Genomic DNA, 21,865 nt, shown 5'->3' on the forward strand with positions numbered 1-21,865 from the left:
TCATTCTTTTAAACTAATTGCAAAAGACCCATCCGTTTCTTGAACAGACGCAAAGGCCACATTTTTAATATTTGTGATGCCTTTTTCTTTTAACTCTTTATATAACCACTTTTCGTCTTTATGGATCAACTTTAAGTTATCGTATTGAATTTGAGAATCGACAATAAGGGCGATTGGTAATCCAGCATACTTAACATGTATATTCATATCCTTTGGAGTCAATGGTACAAGTTCTCGCTTTGGTAAAATGCTAATGGCTCCATTCGCTTCTAAAATAGCGTATTCAATTTCATGAACACTTGGATATCCGGCGACGCGAAGGTTAGAAAGCAATTCGGGTATGGGATATCTACTTTTTTGTAAGTTCTCAAAAATAATATCACCATGTTTAATTAAAATAATGGGGTGTCCGAGAATGAAACGATTTAGTTTGTTGAGTAAGCTTAATTTTGTAAGAAGTAAGTGCAAACATGTAATAACGACCATACCGAGAAATGCTTGTAAAGCACCAGCGACTGGTATGGCTTGAAAAGCTAAATAAGATAAAAAAATAATAGCCCCAAAATCATGAGGAGTTAGTTGTGCTAATGCAGATTTACCGAGTAACTTAAGCGATAGTAAAAATAAAATAAAAAAGAATGATACGTTACATAAAAAGAGAAGCAATAGGGACACTCCTTCGTGCGAAGTTGTACTTACTATTCCCAAAAATAATAGAAATATTACCTTTTAGAGGATAAATAAGGGTTATTTGGAATTTGTCTGTATACAAACGAATAAATGGATATTATGATGAAAGAAGCAAAGAACATAGGAGTATATGGATATGAGAAAGAAGAAAATAATTAAGTATATTATAGCAATTATAACGGTTTGCGCCGTGTACGCGGTTTTTTTACAATATAACATTTATAAGCATGGGCATATGAAAGCTACCGACGATGCTGATTATATCATTGTATTAGGCTCGAAAGTAAATGGTACGAAACCATCGTACTCATTACAATATCGTATTGATAAAGCAGCTGAATATTTAAAATCACATGAGAAAACAATCGCTATCGTATCTGGCGGACAAGGAAAAGGTGAAGATATTTCAGAAGCATTAGCGATGAAACAAGGATTAATGAAACAAAATATTGCAGAAGACCGTATTATAATGGAGGATAAATCAAGGAGTACAGATGAGAATATTACATTCTCAAAACCGTTAATTCCAGCCAATATGAAAAAAGGTATGATCGTAACAAACGATTTCCATATGTTTAGAGCGAAAAAAATAGCAGCAAAACAAGGTTTGCAATTAGAAGGGCTTCCTGCCAAAACACCGAAGCCAATTATCATCCCATCGAATGTCCGAGAATATTTAGCCATTACGCAATATTGGTTTATGAATCGAATATAGTGAAAGTAATCCCGCCCGAAATTCGAGGCGGGATTTATTTTGAGGAAAATCTTACAAAACTGTCATCTTAATGAAAGGTAAAGCGATAGTTTCTAGAATGGATTCCTGACATAATAAAGATAACAAAAACTATTTAGAGGTGAATCGGATGAAAGGAAATAATATTCTATCTTCACTATGTTACTTTAGTATCTTTTTTGCACCATTTTTACTGCCAATTATCGTGTACTTCGTTGCGGAAGATGAAGTGAAATATCACGCGAAAAAAGCATTTTGGTCACATGTTTTTCCGTACGCAATCTTATTTGCTGGATTAGCAGTATCAGGCGTATACGGTTTAGGCTTCGATCAATCTGATGGCGCGGGAATTGGGATGGCTATCACATATGCAGTATTCATTCTTGTAGGAATTTACTACTTCATTTGGAATATCGTAAAAGGTATTAAAGTTTTGAAAGCAGCGTAATAAGACAAGAAATAAATTGGTGTAATCCTGTCGTTATTTGTCGATAAATCAATATTTCTTGTCGAATCGTCGATATATTCGAAAAATCGTTGATATAGTGCAAGGAATCGTTGATATATTTAAATTATCGTTGATATAATTTCATTTACCGTATTGATAGACATTTTAAAAAGAGCAATTCAAAAAGAATTGCTCTTTTTGTGCTTATAAGTTGTGAATATTGAAAAAGATATGTTAATTTTTCATTATGAAGAGAAAAAAGGAGTGTTTTTCATGAATGAGATCATACATAAAATGGAGCAACACGTTTCAGTTCGTAAATATAAAGAAGAATCCATTCCGAAAGATGTAGTAGAAAGAATGGTTCAAGCTGCGCAGCATGCCGCTTCCTCGCATTTTGTACAGGCCTATTCTGTTGTATATGTAACCGATCAAGACCTAAAGGCTAAACTAGCAGAACTATCCGGAAATCGTCACGTGAAAGAGTGTGCAGCATTCTTTGTTTGTTGTGCAGACTTAAAGCGACTTGAAATGGCGTGTGAAAAGCATTGTACAGAGATAAAGCATGAAGGGGTGGAAGATTTTATCGTTGCGACGGTAGATGCTTCACTTTTTGCGCAAAACTTAGCACTAGCAGCGGAATCATTAGGATACGGTATTTGTTATATTGGTGGTATTCGTAATAACCCGAAAGAAGTGAGTGAATTGCTTCATTTACCGGATAAAGTATATCCTGTGTTTGGAATGACAGTCGGTGTGCCAGATGAAGAACATGGAGTTAAACCACGTTTACCGGTAGCAGCAATTCTTCATGAAAATGGATATGATGAAAAGAAATATGATGAATTATTAAACGAATATGATGAAACGATGAGCGCATATTACAAAGAAAGATCATCAAATCAAAAAAACATAACATGGACGGAATCAATGAGCTCATTTATGTCCAAAGAGAAAAGAATGCATATGAAAGAGTTTTTAAGTGAGAAAGGGTTAAATAAAAAATGAGTAAAAAGACAAACCTGAGACGTTAGTTTAAGTTATAACATTACTTGTAAAACCGAAGCTGAGAAAGTGGGATTCACTTTTTTAACTTCGGTTTTTTATTTGTTATTATATAAAGTGAAAATAAAAATTAATAAATTTTTACAAAAGTGATAGAAAATGAGAATGAAATGCCAATAGTAAGTAAAGGCAGCTGCTAAAGGGGAACTGAGGAAGGAAGATGCTTATGATTTTCGATTCTGAAGAGGATTTAATTATAGCAATGAAAAAACGTGATCAAGATGCTTTGAAAGAAGTGATTGATTAATATGGAAAATTAATTCTGTACATTATTCATAAATCATTAAGTACCCCTATTGAAAAACAATATGTGGATGATTGTTATAATGATGTATTTACTATCATTTGGTTTCAAATCGAACAATTTGATATAGAAAAGGGCAACTTAAAATCTTGGATGATTGGTATTACTAAATTAAAGGCATTGGAATATAAAAAGAAAGTATATAAAGAGAATAAAATTGATAAAGACGTAGAAATAGATGCAGGTATCCATGATAAGTATGAAATAGAACAAGAAGAGATTATGGAAATCGTACAAGATTTAAATACAAAGGAACGATATATCTTTTTAAAGAGGTATATTGATGGATATTCCATTGACGATATTGCAAAAGAATTAAAAGTAACGGCTGACTATATATACAATCGAATCTCTCGTGGAAAGAAAAAACTTCAAAAACTGTGGAAAGGGAGTGTGTAATATGGATAAAAGATTATTATCGATGTTAAATGAGCTCCAATATTCAGAAGAAGAAATTACACGTTTAGAGAAAGAAGCGAATGAGTCTATAAATATAGATAAGTATTATGTGAGAAATGGAGAATTATTAAAAAAATTAACTTTACAAATGTTAGAAGAATCAATTCGCAACGAATTACAAGCTGGTGAAGAAATTCAGAAGGAACTATTAGTAGATGAAGGATATATGGCAAATAACAAAGTTATACCGAATATATATTACGTAGGAGCTACTTTTTATTATTATATCGTTTTAACGAATAAAAGAATGATAATGAAAGGGTTAGATTGTTATTTCAAAAAAACAAATGAACATAGCATGCCAATAGGAGATATACAATCTATTTCGCAACATAAAAAAATGAAAAACGTTTTTGAGATTAAATATAATAACAATTATATACAGTTTGGAAGTATTGCGTATGCACATGAAGTTGCGATGATTATTATGGAGTTGAAAAAACGCGGAGTAAAAGTAGAAAAGTATACAGATTTCGAAAAAGGTTTTTTCTTATTCTTTAATATACTCGTGATAGTAAGTTCAGGTCTTTGCTTTATAAAATATTTAATGTAAAAGGCGGCATAATAGCCGCTTTTTATCGGATGATTTTGTAGCTTAAAAATACAACAATAATTTCATTTAAACCAAGCTGTTATTGCGCAATCTAAAGCATTTTCTATAACAAATGCAAACTATCAATAAGAAGATAAATACCTGTACAGCTCAAAAGGATATATGTAAATATTTTAAAAACTTGTTGATTAAGCCATTTGAAAATAATTTGACCTATAAACAAACCTAAAAATACAATTGGAATTGCATAAAAACTTGATTTCCAAATTGTTATGTTCGTTCCAGTAAAGAGTATTTGAGTTAGTAGACTAATGAAATATATAAACAGATAAAAAGCCAAAGTAGTTGCTCTCAACTTCTCTTTTTCAGTATCAGTTCCTGTAAAGTAAAGTAACAAAGGAGGTCCGGGCATACCGATACTCGTCGTTAAAAGTCCTGATAATCCACCAACTACGAAATCTCTAAACGGTGTTGATCTAACTTTAACATTGCATATTAGCAACAATGTTAATAGTAAGAGTAGGATGCTAATTGTTAATTTAAAAGTGTTTATGTTAACGGAAATGAAGATTAAAATTCCAAAAGGTACACCGGCTATACTTCCAAAAATAAACCGTTTCAGTAAAATAAAATCAACGTCCATTCTTATTTTCCAAATGAGTGATATGGAAATAATTAATGATAAAATAATGTTTATTTGTATAGCTTCTTGTGGCAAGAATAACATGAGTAAGAAAGGTGTTGCCATTATAGAAAAGCCAAAACCTGTACTGGCTTGCAAAACAGAAGCCACCAATATTATACATATGAAAATTAATGTAATCTCCAAAACAGCCCTCCTATTTAATCAAATTCAATACATATTTTATTACTACGAAAATCGAATGTAGCTGTTTTGAGCCTATAGAATAAGTGCAATCTTTCGCAATATTACTTTTATTTTAACATAAATATTTGATTTCCTCTCAAATGGTGTTCAAGTAAAGGGCCTTTTAATGAAATGAAATGACTTGTATTTTATTTAATTTGATTGTTATATAACGATAACAAATGAGAGTAAATAAAAATTAGCAGTGAGCTATATAGTATCGGTAGGAGCTTCACTAAGCTTCCCGCGATAAAATAAGAAAAGCCATATAAAACTAACAAAAATACAACATATAGCTAACAGGCAACCAATTACTTGCGGAGAAAGGGTTTCTAAAAGCCAGCCTGTAATAAACATAGATAGCTGAATGAGAGAACCATATATGGAATAATGAAATGAAAAAACTTTACCAATCATGTTTTCTTCGGTATACATTTGTAATAAGGTTGTGTCTAAAGGGACGATAATGCCCCCTGCGATACGCATGCAGAGTAAAGTAATAATACCGATAATAAGCTGATTGGATAGAACGAATCCGAGAAAGAAAAATCCTTGTAGTAAGTACGCCAAGCCAAATGCTTTTTTCATTGTCTCCTTATTTTTACATACATATAGATTAACGAATAGACTACCAATAATAAGACCTAATCCTTGAGCACTATATAAAATTCCAATATTAGCATGGAAGATCCTTTCGGCATAAATTGTTAAAAGAAGTTGATAAGCACCACCAATAATCCCCCATGAAATTCCGACAAGAATTAATGCTAATATAATTTTTTTCTGTAATATGTACGTGTATCCATCTTTTATATCCACAAAAAATGACTTTTTTATGTTAAATTTTTTGTGAGAAGGGATATTCAACTTATAAATGATTAAAGCGGAAACAAAGTATGATAGGCTATTAATGATAAAAGCAATTTCTATACTTAAAGCCTGGGCGATAATCCCACCTAATGAGGCGCCCATAATTGACATAAAGCCATTAACTGTACTAGAAAGTGTATTTGCAGTTACTAAATGTTTTTGCCTAATAATCATTTTTAAAGTTGATTGTTTAGCAGGCTCAAATAAGCAAGAGAGGACCGACAAACATATATTAGCTACGAAAATAATTTCAATCTTATAGGTTGCTAATAAGTAAGTGAGTACAATAACTCCTCTTAAAACATCGGTGGAAATCATAATCTTCTTTGTTGGAAATCGATCCACAAACCCTCCAATAAAAGGACTAAGAAGAAGTTGAGGTAACCCTTTACTCATAAAAGTTAGTGCGATCATAAACGGAGATTCTGTTACGCTATAAACGAATGTGAATAAAGCTACCGTATGAAACCAATCTCCCAGTACACTTAATGTTTGACCATAAAACAGCTTTCTAAAGTTTGTATTTGTTTTAAGCAGTGTGGAATAAGAAACTGACATAAAAGATTAATCCTCATGTATTAATGATGCTTGAACTTGTCTTTTCCATTCACTTAAATACATGTTCTCTGCTGCAGAAAGTTCAACAGGTAATTGTGCAATCAATTCTAAACTATTTCCATCAGGATCGTTAAAGTATACGGAGGCGTGTGCCAATTCTGGAAAAACGATCGGTTCAATTGGCTCCATTCCAAAGTCTTTTCTTGCTGAAATTCCTTTTTGACTTAGCCAATGTATTGTATTTTCTAAATCAAGCAAGCTTACTTGGAAGGCAATATGTCGCAAAGATGGGTGATAAGTAACTTTGTATTCTGTTCCTTCCCAAAGTCCGAGCCAACTCTCATTTTCTTTAATCCAAAAGAAAGCAATATCGTCACCTCTTTTATATAATTTTAGCCCTAGTGATTCATAAAAAGGTATTGATACTTCTAAGTTACGGACGGTTAAATGTGCCTCATAAAGACCTTTAATCATTGTAATCCCCCTTAGTAAAAATGTTTCTTATTTCATAGTAAACGATATTTTGTTAGATCAAATCAGAAATAAGAGGGATATAAATTCATACGAAAGTATGAAAAAACAGCTCAAATATGAGCTGTTTTCGTATAGTTTTTAATTCATTTGGTAAGGATAGGATGATTAATATCCGTATCCGCCGCCACCCCAGCAGCTACATCCGATAATGATTAGAAGGATGAATAGTACGATAAGCAAAGCAAATCCACCGCCGAAACCAGCACAACTACCACCATAGCTCATGTGTTTTCCTCCTTTTTGTAAATTAATCTATATAATTCATGGACTACTATATACAATATGTTTTTCATGTGGAAAAGGAGCCAGTCTGTATTTGAATTAGACAAATGTCTGTGTGATTCAGGTTTTTCTATATTACATGTGCGGGAAATCTTACTAAATAAAGCGTTTACGGATTAAGAGTATGTTAAAAACGTAAAAATTGTAAAAAAAACCATTTTTATATTTTTTTATGAGGGAATATGTACTATAATTTTACAAGTAATATTATGGGAAAAGGGAGTTTTAGTTTAGAGATGGAGATGGGACGATTACAAAATAAAATAGAAAACAAAAAGAAAGAGTTAATTCAACTTGTTGCGAGACACGGATTGGATCATGATAAAGTTTTGTTATTTAGCCGAGATTTAGATATACTAATTAATAAGTTTATGAATGTAAAAGATAAGGTCCATAAATGAATAATTTATAGTTTTTTATATTAAGATATTCAACGGAAGAAAGGGGAGAAACGTTATTGGAACATTTACAAGATGAGCTTTATAAGCAAATAAAAGAAGAAAAAGGTACTGTTACAGTTTTCTTAAAGAGTGGTGTGAGAATAGTCGGAGAAGTTGCTGGCGTAGACAAATTTACAGTTTTAATGTTAGTAGATGGAAAGCAACAGCTGATTTACAAGCAGGCAGTATCAACAATAATGAAATAAGACACTCTAGTAGAGTGTCTTATTTCATTATTTCTTACAAGCTTCAACGTCAATGCCAGCAGCTAATAATTTCTTTTCTCCATCTTGTTCAATAATTTTTTGTAATTTAGATAGGAAAGAGTCAAAGTTTGTATGTTTTGCGACTTGGAATGTCATTTTATGTTCAATTGGTAGCCACGTATTAATGTCAGCCTCGTTATGCTGAATTTTTACTTCCAATTTATCAAGCGCATTAGCAACTTTTGCTTCGTACGTTTCTTTCGCTTCAAACTCCATCCATAAATTATATAATTCCTCACCGAGAGAACCTTTTAATGTTTGTTTAATATTTAAAATTGCTTCAAGTTCATTTTTTTGTTTTTGTAATTGTAATTCGTGACTATTCATTGTATCAAAAGCAGGGATATCGCCAGCTTCAGCTTCGACTAGGTCGTGAATAATAACCATTTTAAGTAACTTTTCAATATTTACTTTTTGATCTAAATAAGGCTCAACTAAAATGGCCATTAGAGACATGCGCCATGTATGTTCGGCAACACTTTCTTGGCGTCCGTTAGAAAGCCAGCTATGTCGCATTTCGTATTTTAGTTTTTCTGCTAATGCAATGACTTGTAAAATGTTATGTTCCATCGTGATCCTCCTCTTATTTCCATACCATAATTCTAATATGGAAATGAAATGTGTCAATTTTATGAGTATATTGCGATAAATAGATGATAAGCGTATAATGAACGTTATATGTGAAAACGCATTATTAAAATAAAAAAATGTTTTATAAAAATGAAAAGGAAAGGGCAGGAATATGGGAGACGAAAAACAAGTATTTGCTAGACCAGAAAGAAAAAAAAGGAAGTTTGATATTTCTAGTCCAATGGGCATTATAGTAGGCTTCGCTATTGTAATAGCGGCGATCGTACTTAGTGGCGGTGGAATAAAAGCTTTTAAAAACTTCTTAGATATTCCATCTATTTTAATTGTCATAGGGGGAACGGCAGCGACAATTGTTGTGGCGTATCGATTTGGAGAAATAAAAAAATATACGAAAAGTATTTTTACTGTTTTACATAGAAGAGAAGAAGATTTAGAACAGTTAACGGATTTGTTCGTTAATTTTTCGAAAAAGTCTAAAAAGAACGGTTTACTTTCTTTAGAAGTTGATGGAGAACAAGTAGACAACCCTTTTATTCAAAAGGGGATTCGTTTAATGTTAAGTGGCTACGATGAAGATGAATTAAAAGAAGTGTTAATGAAAGATATAGAAACAGAAGTGTATGAGCTAAGAAAAGGGGCAACATTATTAGATAAAATTGGTGATTTCGCTCCAGCTTGGGGTATGATAGGGACTTTAATTGGTCTTATCATTATGCTTCAAAATTTGCAAGATACATCACAAATTGGTACAGGAATGGCAGTGGCGATGCTAACGACATTATATGGATCAGTACTTGCGAATATGATTGCAATACCTCTTGCGGAAAAGGTGTATCGTGGTATTGAGGATTTATATACAGAGAAGAAGTTTGTAATTGAAGCAATTTCAGAATTGTATCGTGGGCAAATTCCTTCTAAATTAAAGTTGAAACTTGATACGTATGTGTACGAAACAAAGATAAAAAAAGAAAAACGAGCAGCCTAATATTGCAAGGAGTGGTATGATGATAAAACGACCGCAAAAGGGATCGCCTCGTTGGATGACGACTTTTACAGATTTAACGATGTTATTATTAACTTTCTTTGTATTACTAGTTGCTACATCAAAGCAGGATGCAGTAAAATTGTCAAAGATGCTTGAAAAGTTTAGCGATGCGGAGCAAGTAGATGCAAAAGTAATGGAAAATACAATACCAGATATAACACATGAAAAAAATGATGAAAAAATGATCTCAAAAAAGAGAATGGATGAATTATATAAAAAGTTAAAAGCATATGTAGATAATAACGGTATTAGTCAAGTGAATGTATATCGAGAAGATACAGGGGTAAGTGTCGTTATCGTAGATAATTTAATATTTGATACGGGTGATGCGAACGTTAAACCAGAAGCAAAAGAGATAATGAGTCAATTAGTCGGATTTTTCCAATCAGTACCAAATCCAATCGTTGTGGAAGGACATACAGATAGTAGACCTATTCATAATGAGAAATTCCCTTCTAACTGGGAATTATCTTCAGCACGAGCAGCTAATATGATTCACCACTTAATCGAAGTGTATAATGTGGACGATAAGAGGTTAGCTGCGGTAGGATATGCAGACACAAAGCCAGTTGTACCAAATGATTCACCGCAAAACTGGGAGAAAAATCGTCGCGTTGTTATTTATATAAAAGAATAGTATATTGTTATTTTAATAATAAAATAATAAAAATACGAAAATTCTTTTAAAAAAATATTAAATTTTATCATTTTATTTTGTATAATGAGTGAGAATGATAAGGTGAAATATTAAGATATATTTATACATAGAAGGAGAGAATCAAAAAGAATGGCACATAAAATTTTAGTTGTAGACGATGCGATGTTCATGCGAACGATGATTAAAAACTTATTAAAAAGTAATTCTGAATTTGAAATTATCGGTGAGGCGGAGAATGGAGTAGAAGCAATTCAAAAGTATAAAGAACTTCAACCTGATATTGTAACATTAGATATTACTATGCCAGAAATGGATGGACTTGAAGCATTAAAAGAAATCATTAAAATTGATTCAAGTGCAAAGGTTGTTATTTGTTCGGCAATGGGACAACAAGGTATGGTATTAGATGCAATTAAGGGTGGGGCGAAAGACTTTATTGTAAAGCCATTCCAAGCGGATCGTGTAATCGAAGCTTTAACAAAAGTAGCAAATAGCTAATATAAAAGGGGTGCCACAAGGAATCAAAACAGTGATAGAGGATACACGTGTGGCCCCCTCTTTTCTCGTTTTAAAACACTAAATTGTTATACATAAATGAAATGTTTGTTAGACAGGTAGGGGATTAAAATGCAAACAGATCTATTGAATATATTTTTTGAGGAATCAGAAGAACATTTACAATCGCTAAATGAAAATGTGCTAACTTTAGAACAAAATCCAGCCGATATGGATGTTGTAGGAGAAATATTCCGCTCAGCCCATACATTTAAAGGTATGTCTGCAAGTATGGAATTTGCGGAAATGGCAGATTTAACGCATAAGATGGAAAATGTGTTAGATGAAATCCGTCATGGGAATATCGTGGTCAATGCGGATATTATTGATGTGATTTTTGAGTGCATTGATAATTTAGAGAAGATGGTTGCAGATGTACAACAAGGCGGAATGGGTAATATTGATGTAGTTTCTACTAAACAGAAATTAGAAGCATTATTGCACGGTAATGTAGTAACGCCTACAGAACATATAGAGCAAGATCATATAGGTAACGATGGTGGAGTTTCGCATGAAGTACATATAACGGTAGAACAGCAAGCTATTTTAAAAGCAGTACGTGCCATTATGTGTATAGAAGCATTGCAAAATGTAGGTAATATACAAAAAACTGTTCCGAGTATTGAAGAAATTGAAGCGGATGCTTTCGGATTTGAGTTCACCGTATTTATGGATAGTGATTATAATGTAGAAGAATTGAAACAAGTAGTGCTTCATATTTCTGAAATTGAGAAAGTAGAAGTGAAGCAAGGACATACATCACAAGAAGCTGTGCAAATAGAGAAAATGATACAATCTTCTGCAGTTGCGCAGGTTGTATCACCTGTAGAAGCACCGAAACAATCAGCTAATACTACACCAGCTAAAAGCACAGTAAAAACGAAAAATGCTAAAGTGGAGAATCGCTCCATTCGTGTTCAATTAGAGAAAATCGAAACATTAATGAATATGTTTGAAGAAAGTGTAATTGAGCGTGGGCGCATTGATGAATTGGCACAAACGATTCAAAACAAGGAATTAATTGAGCATTTAAATCGATTAGGAGATATTTCAAAAGATATTCAAAATGTACTTTTAAACATGCGCATGGTTCCAATTGAAACGGTCTTCAATCGTTTCCCACGTATGGTACGAATGTTAGCGAAAGATTTAGGTAAAAAAATCGATTTACAAATTACAGGAGAAACTACTGAAGTTGATAAGATTGTAATTGATGAAATCGGTGATCCGCTTGTTCATTTAATTCGAAATGCAATTGATCACGGTGTTGAGACTGTTGAAAAACGACGTGATGCAGGTAAAAATGAGACAGGAACGATTAAATTAGAGGCGTTTCATAGTGGAAATCATGTCGTTATTCAAATTACGGATGATGGAAACGGTATTAATAAAGGGAAAGTATTAGAAAAAGCGATTAAAAATGGTGTTGTAACAGAAGCAGATGCGAATAGATTAACAGATCGTGAAGTGTTTGATCTTATATTCCAACCAGGATTTAGTACAGCTGAAGTTGTATCGGATCTTTCTGGGCGTGGTGTTGGATTAGATGTTGTAAAACATACGATTCATAGTTTAGGTGGACATTTAATTATTGATTCTGAGGAAGGAAAGGGAAGTACATTCAGAATTGAACTTCCGTTAACTTTGTCTATTATTCAATCTATGCTTGTTCAAACGAACGATAAGCGTTATGCTTTACCTCTTGGAAATATTGTGGAAGCAATTCGAATTAAGAGAGAAGACATCCAATCCTTACAAGGAAAAGATGTGTTAAATTATCGTAACCAAATTATTGAAGTGAAACATTTAAGTACAGTATTTGGTGAAAAAACAGTAGATGAGGCGTTTGCGTCATATGATGGTCAAATGGTTCCTGTGTTAATTGTTCGTAATACACATCGTAGCTATGGGCTTATTGTAAACACAATTATCGGTCAAAGAGAAATCGTCTTAAAGTCATTAGGTGACTTCTTTGCAGAGAGTTCTAACTATTTCTCTGGTGCGACGATTCTCGGTGATGGACGAGTGGTCCTCATTTTAAACCCAGAAGGTTTATAATAGGAATGAAGGAAAGCTCCCCACTTGTATACAATTGGGGAGCTTTTTGGTTAATTATTATGAATGTATAAAAATAATTATATAACTGGAAATAAATACAGAGTAACGATTTGTATAATCAGTTTGTTAAAATATAATGAGTGTAATAAGTTGAGAGTTTATCCTGCTAGTTGCGGGTTAATAATCAGTGAGGAATGGATAGAAGTCCCATTGATTAAAGTGTCACTTTATATCATTTGATAGAAAAACAGAAATGAGGAGGCAGGGAAAATGCCTGAGCAACACACAAACGGGGAAACGAGCACAATTGTGCTAGAAAAAGAAAATGAGCATTTAACACCTCAAGAATGCGATATTCTTGGCGAAATCGCAAATATATCATTTGGTTCAGCTTCGACTGTATTATCAACAATTTTAAATAGGCAAGTAAACATTACTGCTCCTCGTGTAGAATTGGTAGATTTATATGATACAAGTGATGTTGAAGTTCCACATGTTGTGTTAAATATTCATTTTACAAAAGGATTAGATATGGAAAACCTTCTTGTTCTTAAGCAAGATGTTGCACTATCAATTGCTGATTTAATGATGATGGGGACAGGTGAAGTGGAAGAAGGAAAAGAACTTGGTGAATTAGAGCTAAGTGCTGTACAAGAAGCGATGAATCAAATGATGGGATTCGCAGCTACATCTATGTCGGAATTCTTCCAAGATACAGTAGATATGTCTCCGCCGACAATTAAAGTCGTAAAGCTATCAGAAGAGATGGAGAAAATCTCTGAAATAACTGGAAATAACACAATAGTTAAAGTATCGTTCGATCTAAAAATAGATAATCTTGTAAACTCTAAACTTGTACAAATTGTTTCGGTGGAACATGCGAAACGAATGATAAATAAATTACTGCAATTATCTGGTGAAGTAGAAGAAAGAGATGAACCGGCGGAACTGGTTGAAACTGAGATTGTAGAGGAACATGTTGAAAAAGAGCATTTAACACAAGAAGAGAAAGATGTACTCGGTGAAATTGCGAACATTTCAATCGGTTCAGCTTCAACGGTATTATCAACGCTTTTAAATCAGCCAGTCACGATTAGTACACCAAATGTAGAGGCGATTAATGTTCGTCATTATGATGGAGTACCAGTGCCATTTGTCATTTTAAATGTCGACTTTGTTGAAGGGCTAAAGAATGAGAACGTATTCGTATTTACGAAAGATGTTGCCTTAACAATGGTAGATTTAATGATGATGGGAACAGGGGAAGTTGATCCGGAAAAAGAGCTTAGTGAATTAGAACTAAGCGGTATTAAAGAGATCATGAACCAAATGATGGGGCATGCTGCAACAGCGATGTCGGAAATGTTTCAAGAAAAAATGGACATGACGCCACCAAATGTCAAATTTGTAACGTTAAAAGAAGAAATGGAATACTTGGGAGAGTCAATGGAAGTGGACGAACTCGTTCAAATTACGTTCAATCTTGAAATTGGCGATCTTCTTCAATCGAAAATGTATCAAATTTTACCCATTTCCGAAGCGAAAGAAATGGTAAGAAGACTTCTGTATCCAATGGTGGAGGAGCAAGAAGAGATTGTCCCGGAAGAAATTGAAGAGGAAGAAATTGCGGCACCAGTTGTACAACCTATTGAATTTAAAGAAGTAAAACAGATTGAACCAGTATATATGGATACATCCATTCTACAAAATGTAGAAATGAATGTGAAATTTGTATTTGGAAGTACTGTGAAAACCATTCAAGATATATTAAGTTTACAAGAAAATGAAGCGGTTGTACTAGATGAAGATATTGATGAACCGATTCGAATTTATGTGAATGATGTATTAGTGGCATATGGTGAACTTGTAAATGTAGATGGGTTTTTCGGAGTAAAAGTGACGAAATCGCTATAAGGCGTTGAAATAGGAGTTTGAACGAGTAGATGAAAAACGTAAAGTTTTTTCTAATGAGTTGGCTATGTATACATGTGTGCTTGTTCTTCCCCCTGCAAAGTCAGGCGGAAGAACAAATTGAGCCAGAGCAAAAAATAAATAAATTGGAAGTAATAGAAGAAAATAAGAAACTTCAAGAACAGCCAGAGCAAGTAGAAATAAATCAAGGTGAAGATGAACAAAAAGAAGTGACGAATGAACAAAAGAGCGAAAGAAAGATAGAAACGGATCAAGGTGTTATTACAGTAAATAAGCCAGAGCTAAAAGTTGGCGAAGAAATGCGGATTACTGTAGAACCAAACGAGAAAGACATTCAAAGTATGAAAGGTATATTGCAGTTACAAAGAAATGGCGAGCAGTATGCACAAGAAAGAATGCTATCTTTTGAGTATGATGAAGAAACGAAGCGATGGATTGCTAACTATAAAGTCGAGAGTTTTGATTTACAAGGTGATTGGAATCTTCATCTCGTTCAAAGTTACAAAGAAAATGAGAAGGAAGAGCTCATAGAAAATGAAGTGAAAGTCCCGCTCGTTCGTATTGGAAATGAAACACCAACTATAGATAAAGAATTGCCGAAGTTACATAAAGTTACTATTGATGAAGCAAAAGAGAACTTAATTGAACGGAAACAGGGAGATTCTATACATATACGAGTGAAAGCTGCCGATGTAGAATCTGCTGTGAAAGAAGTGCGCGTTACATTAAAAGGGAAAGATGATAAAGAAATTCCCTTTTTATTAGACTACAACAAGCGTGACATGGATTGGCAAAAAGTATTTGAACTAACTGATGCCTTGCCAAATGGACAGTATAAACTATTTGTAGAAATAGTGGATGCTGCAGGCAATAAACTTGTTGCGGAAAGTGAATATATCGTTTCTGTTTTGGGACAAAAAATGGAAGATGATAAAAAAACAGAAGAGCAAGAGAATGAAAATAAAGTAGAAGATAAGAAAGAAATTAGTAAGCAAGAAGATTCGAAAGTAGAGATCGTGCTTCCAGAAGAAAAACTTCCAGTTGTTCAAATTCCGAAGCAAGACGAGAAAGTAAATGAGTTTATACAAGAAACATTGAAAGAGAAAGAGGAATTCCCTCACGTGATAAAAGACCCATTGGCAGATAATAAGGAAGTAAGTAATGTAAAGGCTCAAAAAGAGAAAACAGGTAAAAATGACAAGCAAGACGTTTCGAAAAAGAAAACAGAGCCAGAAGATAAGAAAGAAGAAAGAAGTGAACAAGGAGTACAAGCTTCTAATGTGTTTACTATTATGTCAGGTTTATTTGTACTATTTTTAGTTTTAAAGAGTAATAAAGAATGGGGCTAATCATTTCGTAGTAGTGGAGGCATTTAAATGGAAATTAACCGTACGACAGTTGAAAATAAGACGCTACAACCATTAAAACAGCCTGCAGCTATTTCGGAACATGAAATTCAGAAAGAACGAAAACATAGTAATTTAGTGTTTAGTGGGCAGTCTAAAATCATTTCGAAAAATAATGAAATAGGCATTTTACTTGCAAGTTTAGGCGATGGAAAGATTATGAAGGAAATACTTTCTAAAGAGATGGATACAGTGTTACAACTCTTTAAAAAGTTACATACGTTATCTGGAGAAGGTAAGCAAACAGAAAAAATATTTGAACAAGTAATTAGAAGTTTACAAGGACTTGTTAAGCAGGCGCATATAAAAGATCTTCCTTTATTAGATGGAACATATGATTTCGCTGAAGTACAACTATCATTTGGTAGAAAGGTACATATTCCGTTATTAGATGTAAGTGCACTTATCTCTAGAGTGGAGAGTGATTCTTCAGAAGGAAATATAAATTTAATGGTAACGGTTATTACTGCTTATATAACGAAGTTGTCTAACGAAACCATTTTAATTAGCGTTACAGACCGCACGGCAAAAGATCGGGATGTCAGTGTATGGAGAGCGCTCGCAGAAATGAATATGACACAATTGTCACAGGCGTTGAAACATACAATGCAAGAACATAAATGGTCTATGACGTTTCTTTTTCTTTTTATATGGATTGTTGGTATCATTTTAATTCGAGTTATATAAAAAGGTCGTCACTTCATTGTGACGACCTTTTTAATCCCGTAAAAGCCCGATTGGTATGTGCTGATTAAAGTTTCACTTTATATTTTTTCATAGAAGAATGTATCGAACCGCTGAAGGTTGTAACGTTCGGGTGTTAAAATTTGTTCTGTACTACCAACAAATAGTACACCGCCTTTTCGTAAAGAACGACTAAACTTTTCATAAAGCTTTACTCTTGCTTCTTCTGTAAAGTATATCATTACATTACGACATATAATTAAATCGTAATTTGTATCGAATGACTGCATTAAGAGGTCGTGTTGTTTGAACGAAACGTTTTGCTTAATGTTTTGATGCAATGAATATGTATCATTCTCTTTTGTGAAATGACGCTCTTTCAAATCGATAGGTAATTCTTTTAAAGAACGTTCTGTATATTGACCGCGTTTCGCAGTTTCTAAAATATGAAAATCAAGATCTGTTGCTTGAATTTCATAGCGAAATGGAGAAAGATGTTTCGATAAAATTAAAGAGAGTGTATATGGTTCTTCACCAGCAGCGCAAGCAGCACTCCATACTTTTAATTTCCCGTTATTTTGTTCAAGTAATTTTGGCAGTGCTTTCGTCTCTAACGTTTGCCAACGTTCTTTATTTCTGAAAAACTCTGAAACGTTAATTGTAATATAGTCAATAAAACTTAAAAATAAATTTTGATCAGCACGTAAATGATTTAAGAAATTTGCGTAGTTGTCAAATCCTTTTCTTGAAATGAAAGCATCGATTCTACGGCGCATTCTATCCTGTTTATACGAAGCGATATCCATATTGTATTGTTGTTTAAAACTCGCGATAAAATGATCATAATCTTGTTCAATTAGCATATTTACAATGGGCACAATAACGATATTGTGCCTCCCCCTTTACATCATACGAATTTTTTGTTCAAAGCTTTTTTTCATCTGTTTTTCATGTAAACCCGGTAAATCATAAATAACAGCATCAATACCTGCTTCTTTTGCAACGTCAATGGGAATGACAGATGTATGTTTGTCCCCGTTATAAAAACAGAGAACTAAATCGGTATCTTCAATAATTTGTTTTACAAAAAACATAAAATCTGATCGATAAATGGAGTCGGAAGGATGATCAAAAGCAACATACTCGGCTCCGTGTTTTTTTAAGTAATGAACGACTTCTTGAAATTCATCTGTTAATGCTTGTAACGGTTGTAGCGTGTAAAGGCATAAATTTTGAGCGAGTCTTTCGTTTTCAATGAAAAAACGAAGAACTTCATTTTCGATAGATTTATAACATAATATGTAAATTTTATGTTTGTGAGCATAGTCAGTTAGAAATTTTTTAATTTCATCTTGATCTAATGCTGTTAATTGATTTGAACCACAAAGAAAAATATTCATAGAATTGTGCCACCTCATGCTAAATTGTAACATATCTTTTATAAAAAATAACTGCAAAATATTACTGTTCAGAGTATAATTATAAATAACTGGATTTTACGATTAAGTTTAGGAAGAAATAAAAAAATAAATAGGTGATATATATGCTACGTTCTATCTCGCATAATCCAATTTTATCGCATATACCGCCTGCTACTCAAATGCCGAAAGAAGCAAATGTCAGGACAGGACTTGCATTTTCGGATAATTTGCATGCAGATCCGAAAAAAGATAAATTGCTAGAACAAATGGAAGCGTTTGTCGATAATATTGGAGAAATAAAAGAGAAAATTGAAATGGAATTAACGCTTGATAATGTCATGGAATACAAAAATACAGTGAAATCATTTTTGAATTTTTACGTAGATAATGTATTGCAATATAAAGACGTTATGTCTCGTCATCCGCGTTACGGATATTCACAGAAAATGACGATTGTGAAACAAGCAGAAATGGGATTAAATGAATTAGAAGATGTGATGAACTTAATTAATACAAAAACTGGACATTTAGAAATGTTAAATCAAATTGGAGAAATCCACGGTTTAATTGTAAATTTAGTCTTGTAAAAGGAAGGAAGCTATATGTACATACAATTATATGAGAAGCTCGTTATTATTCAAAAAGCATATGAAAACATTCAAACGCTTGGAGAACAAATATATGAGAATTTAAAACATAAAAATGTAAATGCAGTTCAAAAGTTGCAAGTAGAGCAATTGCAGTACATTGATGGTTTAAAAGGATTATCGAGCGCATTTGAAGAAATGGTTGTTCAGTTTTGTAAAGAAAAGGGCGTTGAGCCATCTCGCGTGAGTGCATTATTTTCGTATTTTTCCCATGAAGAAATTGAAAAAATTGAAAAAATACAAAAAAACTTAGTTGAATTAGAAGAGAATGTAAAAATGATTCTTTTAAAAAATCAATATTACTTAAACGTACTATTAAAAACTACAGAAAGTATTGTGGATTCCGTTTCTGAATATAATTTGGAGCGAAACAATAATTCGCAAATCTTTATGAATGAACTATTGTAAAGGAGAAGTGAAGCTTTATGAGATTATCTGATTATAATACACCGCTATCAGGTATGTTAGCGGCTCAAATGGGGTTACAAACAACGAAACAAAACTTGTCTAACATTCATACACCGGGTTATGTGCGTCAAATGGTGAATTACGGATCTGTTGGAGCAAGCAATGGTCATACGCCAGAACAGAGAATTGGATACGGTGTACAAACGTTAGGTGTCGATCGTATTACTGATGAAGTGAAGACGAAACAGTTTAATGATCAATTATCACAACTCTCTTACTATAATTACATGAATTCAACGTTATCACGAGTAGAGTCTATGGTAGGGACGACAGGAAAAAATTCATTATCTAGTTTAATGGACGGCTTCTTTAATGCTTTTCGTGAAGTGGCAAAAAATCCAGAACAACCAAATTACTACGATACATTAATTTCTGAAACTGGGAAGTTCACAAGCCAAGTAAATCGTCTTGCGAAAAACTTAGATACAGTGGAAGCACAGACGACAGAAGATATTGAAGCACATGTTAATGAATTTAATCGTCTTGCCGCAAGTTTAGCAGAAGCGAATAAAAAAATTGGACAAGCAGGCACACAAGTACCGAATCAACTGTTAGACGAACGAGATCGCATCGTTACAGAGATGTCTAAGTATGCCAATATAGAAGTATCTTATGAATCTATGAATCCTAATATTGCAAGCGTTAGAATGAATGGTGTTTTAACAGTAAGTGGACAAGATACATATCCCCTTCAATTAAATAAAGAAAAAGACCCAATGTCAGTTGAGATTTACGGTTCAGAAATCTCTGTAACTAGCGGAGCAATAAAATCAGCGATTGATACGAAAGCGAAGATTGTTGAATATAAAAAAAACCTTGAAGGTTTAATGAGTTCAGTGAAAAATCAAGTGAATACAGTGATGGGAAAAGATTTCTTCGTTGGCGATTATGCGAAAGATATGAAATTAAATCCAGAATTTGCAAAAGACATTTCGAAAATGAAAATATCTGCTGAAACAGCAAATAAACTAGCAGCAATTACAGATGGCGATTATAAAGAAGGCCTTTCTAATAAACAAGCATTAGACCAATTCATAGTAGGTGTAGCTTCTGATAAAAGTGCAGTGAATGCTTATCAAAAAATTCATGGAGACTTATTAGAAGGTATTCAGCAAGAGAAGATGAGCGTCGAAGGGGTAAATATGGAAGAGGAAATGGTAAATTTAATGGCCTTCCAAAAATATTTCGTGGCGAACTCTAAAGCGATTACTACGATGAATGAAGTGTTTGATAGTCTATTTTCGATTATTAGATAATGTGAATTAGAAAAGAAATCCCCTCTTTTTTATGGTTAGAAAGAGGACCTACGGATGGGAGAGGCGTTCAATGCCTATCATTGGCCCAATCGATGTAAGACTAGAAATATAAAATGGTTGTAGGTTAAGTGAGTTAAGAGGATAGCGATAGGAAGCTGTGGATTCTTCTTAACACCAATTCAAATATAGATAAAGGAGAAGAGAGAGATGAGAGTATCTACATTTCAAAATGCAAGCTGGGCAAAGAATCAGTTAATGGATTTGAACGTGCAACAGCAATATCATCGAAATCAAGTAACTTCGGGGAAGAAAAACCTTCTTATGAGTGAAGACCCACTTGCAGCAAGTAAATCATTTGCAATTCAACATTCATTGGCAAATATGGAACAAATGCAAAAAGATTTAGCCGATTCGAAAAATGTATTAACACAAACTGAGAATACTTTACAAGGTATTTTTAAATCTTTAACGAGAGCAGATCAATTAACGGTGCAGGCATTAAATGAGCCAAATGGTGAAAAAGAATTGAAAGCCATCGGTGCAGAGATTGATCAAATTTTAAAACAAGTTGTATATTTAGCGAATACGAAAGAGCAAGGTCGTTATATTTTCGGTGGTGATAGTGCGGAGAAGCAACCATTTACAGAAGATGGTACATACCAAGGTGGAAAAAATGATGTAAATTGGCAACTAAATGACGGTTATGAATTAAAAGCGTTTCGTAACGGAGAAGCATTATTATCTCCGGTTATAAAAACGTTAAAACAGATGAGCGAAGCGATGCAAAAAGGTGACCAAAAAGCGTTACAACCGTTATTAGGAGAAAATAAGAAAAACTTAGATGGCATCATTAACCGTACAACTGAAGTTGGTTCAACAATGAACACAATGGAAACATTTAAAACAATTTTAAGCGAGCAAAATTTAGCGCTTCAAGAAAATCGTAAAGAAATTGAGGATGTCGATTTAGCGGTAGCAATTTCTGACTTAGCGTATATAAATGCGACGTATGAAGCGACGCTTAAAGCAGTTAGCACGATGAGTAAAACGAGTATTTTAGACTACATGTAATCT

The 21,865-nt window shown here is 33.3% G+C and carries 26 protein-coding genes; 18 read left to right on the forward strand and 8 right to left on the reverse strand.

The window, feature by feature from the left end:
- Positions 1-666, reverse strand: coding sequence for a DUF421 domain-containing protein (locus F0362_RS08270; RefSeq protein ID WP_000923918.1), 666 nt, complete (start codon positions 664-666; stop codon positions 1-3).
- 160 nt (positions 667-826) lie between these two features.
- Here F0362_RS08270 and F0362_RS08275 point away from each other — a divergent pair, with 160 nt between their 5' ends.
- The 5 genes from F0362_RS08275 (at position 827) to F0362_RS08295 (ending at position 4,252) form a co-directional block, all read left to right on the forward strand.
- On the forward strand, positions 827-1,405 hold the full coding sequence (locus F0362_RS08275) for a YdcF family protein (protein WP_149889728.1): 579 nt from the start codon (positions 827-829) through the stop codon (positions 1,403-1,405).
- 148 nt (positions 1,406-1,553) lie between these two features.
- Positions 1,554-1,871 carry a magnetosome magnetite crystal formation protein family gene (locus F0362_RS08280; RefSeq protein WP_000678050.1) on the forward strand — a complete coding sequence of 106 codons (318 nt, stop codon included), beginning with the start codon at positions 1,554-1,556 and terminating at the stop codon, positions 1,869-1,871.
- A gap of 273 nt (positions 1,872-2,144) precedes the next feature.
- Positions 2,145-2,879, forward strand: coding sequence for an oxygen-insensitive NADPH nitroreductase (nfsA, locus tag F0362_RS08285; protein ID WP_001002405.1), 735 nt, complete (start codon positions 2,145-2,147; stop codon positions 2,877-2,879).
- Positions 2,880-3,195: 316 nt separating this feature from the next.
- A complete protein-coding gene (locus F0362_RS08290) occupies positions 3,196-3,639 on the forward strand; it encodes a sigma-70 family RNA polymerase sigma factor (RefSeq protein WP_229170005.1) in 444 nt (147 codons plus the stop codon).
- Between the two features lies 1 nt (position 3,640).
- Positions 3,641-4,252 carry a PH domain-containing protein gene (locus tag F0362_RS08295; protein ID WP_000361358.1) on the forward strand — a complete coding sequence of 204 codons (612 nt, stop codon included), beginning with the start codon at positions 3,641-3,643 and terminating at the stop codon, positions 4,250-4,252.
- A 103-nt stretch (positions 4,253-4,355) separates the two neighbouring features.
- Here the strand turns inward: F0362_RS08295 and F0362_RS08300 are convergent, their stop codons facing one another.
- From F0362_RS08300 to F0362_RS08315, 4 genes are all read right to left on the reverse strand, one after another.
- Entirely contained in the window at positions 4,356-5,081 is a 726-nt protein-coding gene (locus F0362_RS08300) for a sulfite exporter TauE/SafE family protein (RefSeq protein WP_000406808.1), read from the reverse strand.
- 249 nt (positions 5,082-5,330) lie between these two features.
- Positions 5,331-6,548, reverse strand: a complete 1,218-nt coding sequence (locus tag F0362_RS08305; RefSeq protein ID WP_000117072.1) for an MFS transporter — start codon at positions 6,546-6,548, stop codon at positions 5,331-5,333.
- 6 nt (positions 6,549-6,554) lie between these two features.
- Complete coding sequence (locus F0362_RS08310; protein ID WP_149889729.1) at positions 6,555-7,022, reverse strand: VOC family protein; 468 nt, start codon at positions 7,020-7,022, stop codon at positions 6,555-6,557.
- A gap of 165 nt (positions 7,023-7,187) precedes the next feature.
- Positions 7,188-7,307, reverse strand: coding sequence for a YjcZ family sporulation protein (locus F0362_RS08315; RefSeq protein ID WP_000120179.1), 120 nt, complete (start codon positions 7,305-7,307; stop codon positions 7,188-7,190).
- Positions 7,308-7,546: 239 nt separating this feature from the next.
- Between F0362_RS08315 and F0362_RS08320 the strand changes: the two genes are divergently transcribed.
- Positions 7,547-7,765, forward strand: coding sequence for an aspartyl-phosphate phosphatase Spo0E family protein (locus F0362_RS08320; RefSeq protein WP_000291696.1), 219 nt, complete (start codon positions 7,547-7,549; stop codon positions 7,763-7,765).
- A gap of 56 nt (positions 7,766-7,821) precedes the next feature.
- Entirely contained in the window at positions 7,822-8,010 is a 189-nt protein-coding gene (gene hfq, locus F0362_RS08325) for an RNA chaperone Hfq (RefSeq protein ID WP_000400654.1), read from the forward strand.
- A gap of 27 nt (positions 8,011-8,037) precedes the next feature.
- On the opposite strand, the gene F0362_RS08330 is transcribed toward hfq, so the two are convergent.
- Positions 8,038-8,640: an HD domain-containing protein gene (locus tag F0362_RS08330; protein WP_000400764.1), complete on the reverse strand. Its 603-nt coding sequence runs from the start codon at positions 8,638-8,640 to the stop codon at positions 8,038-8,040.
- Between the two features lie 172 nt (positions 8,641-8,812).
- On the opposite strand from F0362_RS08330, the gene F0362_RS08335 reads away from it, so the two are divergent.
- From F0362_RS08335 to F0362_RS08365, 7 genes are all read left to right on the forward strand, one after another.
- The gene (locus tag F0362_RS08335; protein ID WP_000502108.1) at positions 8,813-9,646 is read left to right on the forward strand and encodes a flagellar motor protein MotP; all 834 of its coding nucleotides are present in this window, start codon (positions 8,813-8,815) and stop codon (positions 9,644-9,646) included.
- Positions 9,647-9,665: 19 nt separating this feature from the next.
- Positions 9,666-10,343, forward strand: a complete 678-nt coding sequence (locus F0362_RS08340; protein WP_000596044.1) for an OmpA family protein — start codon at positions 9,666-9,668, stop codon at positions 10,341-10,343.
- Positions 10,344-10,493: 150 nt separating this feature from the next.
- Entirely contained in the window at positions 10,494-10,862 is a 369-nt protein-coding gene (locus tag F0362_RS08345) for a response regulator (RefSeq protein WP_000940571.1), read from the forward strand.
- 129 nt (positions 10,863-10,991) lie between these two features.
- The gene (locus F0362_RS08350) at positions 10,992-12,977 is read left to right on the forward strand and encodes a chemotaxis protein CheA (RefSeq protein ID WP_001192580.1); all 1,986 of its coding nucleotides are present in this window, start codon (positions 10,992-10,994) and stop codon (positions 12,975-12,977) included.
- 270 nt (positions 12,978-13,247) lie between these two features.
- Entirely contained in the window at positions 13,248-14,891 is a 1,644-nt protein-coding gene (locus tag F0362_RS08355; RefSeq protein WP_001115037.1) for a flagellar motor switch protein, read from the forward strand.
- 29 nt (positions 14,892-14,920) lie between these two features.
- A complete protein-coding gene (locus F0362_RS08360; RefSeq protein WP_000800073.1) occupies positions 14,921-16,258 on the forward strand; it encodes an Ig-like domain-containing protein in 1,338 nt (445 codons plus the stop codon).
- 27 nt (positions 16,259-16,285) lie between these two features.
- Entirely contained in the window at positions 16,286-17,002 is a 717-nt protein-coding gene (locus tag F0362_RS08365) for a hypothetical protein (RefSeq protein ID WP_000405178.1), read from the forward strand.
- A gap of 77 nt (positions 17,003-17,079) precedes the next feature.
- Here F0362_RS08365 and F0362_RS08370 read toward each other — a convergent pair whose 3' ends face one another.
- Both F0362_RS08370 and F0362_RS08375 read right to left on the reverse strand, forming a co-directional pair.
- Positions 17,080-17,862 carry a CheR family methyltransferase gene (locus tag F0362_RS08370; RefSeq protein WP_000904410.1) on the reverse strand — a complete coding sequence of 261 codons (783 nt, stop codon included), beginning with the start codon at positions 17,860-17,862 and terminating at the stop codon, positions 17,080-17,082.
- Between the two features lie 39 nt (positions 17,863-17,901).
- Positions 17,902-18,399: a hypothetical protein gene (locus tag F0362_RS08375; RefSeq protein WP_001020087.1), complete on the reverse strand. Its 498-nt coding sequence runs from the start codon at positions 18,397-18,399 to the stop codon at positions 17,902-17,904.
- 143 nt (positions 18,400-18,542) lie between these two features.
- On the opposite strand from F0362_RS08375, the gene F0362_RS08380 reads away from it, so the two are divergent.
- From F0362_RS08380 to F0362_RS08395, 4 genes are all read left to right on the forward strand, one after another.
- The gene (locus F0362_RS08380) at positions 18,543-19,007 is read left to right on the forward strand and encodes a YaaR family protein (protein WP_000946323.1); all 465 of its coding nucleotides are present in this window, start codon (positions 18,543-18,545) and stop codon (positions 19,005-19,007) included.
- Positions 19,008-19,022: 15 nt separating this feature from the next.
- Complete coding sequence (gene flgN / locus F0362_RS08385) at positions 19,023-19,475, forward strand: flagellar export chaperone FlgN (protein ID WP_149889730.1); 453 nt, start codon at positions 19,023-19,025, stop codon at positions 19,473-19,475.
- 17 nt (positions 19,476-19,492) lie between these two features.
- Complete coding sequence (flgK, locus tag F0362_RS08390) at positions 19,493-20,791, forward strand: flagellar hook-associated protein FlgK (RefSeq protein WP_001239720.1); 1,299 nt, start codon at positions 19,493-19,495, stop codon at positions 20,789-20,791.
- A gap of 207 nt (positions 20,792-20,998) precedes the next feature.
- Entirely contained in the window at positions 20,999-21,862 is an 864-nt protein-coding gene (locus F0362_RS08395; RefSeq protein ID WP_001266434.1) for a flagellar hook-associated protein 3, read from the forward strand.
- Positions 21,863-21,865 lie beyond the last annotated feature (3 nt).

The organism is Bacillus sp. BS98 (assembly GCF_008432245.1).
In the GTDB taxonomy this organism is placed as follows: Bacteria; Bacillota; Bacilli; order Bacillales; family Bacillaceae_G; genus Bacillus_A; species Bacillus_A toyonensis.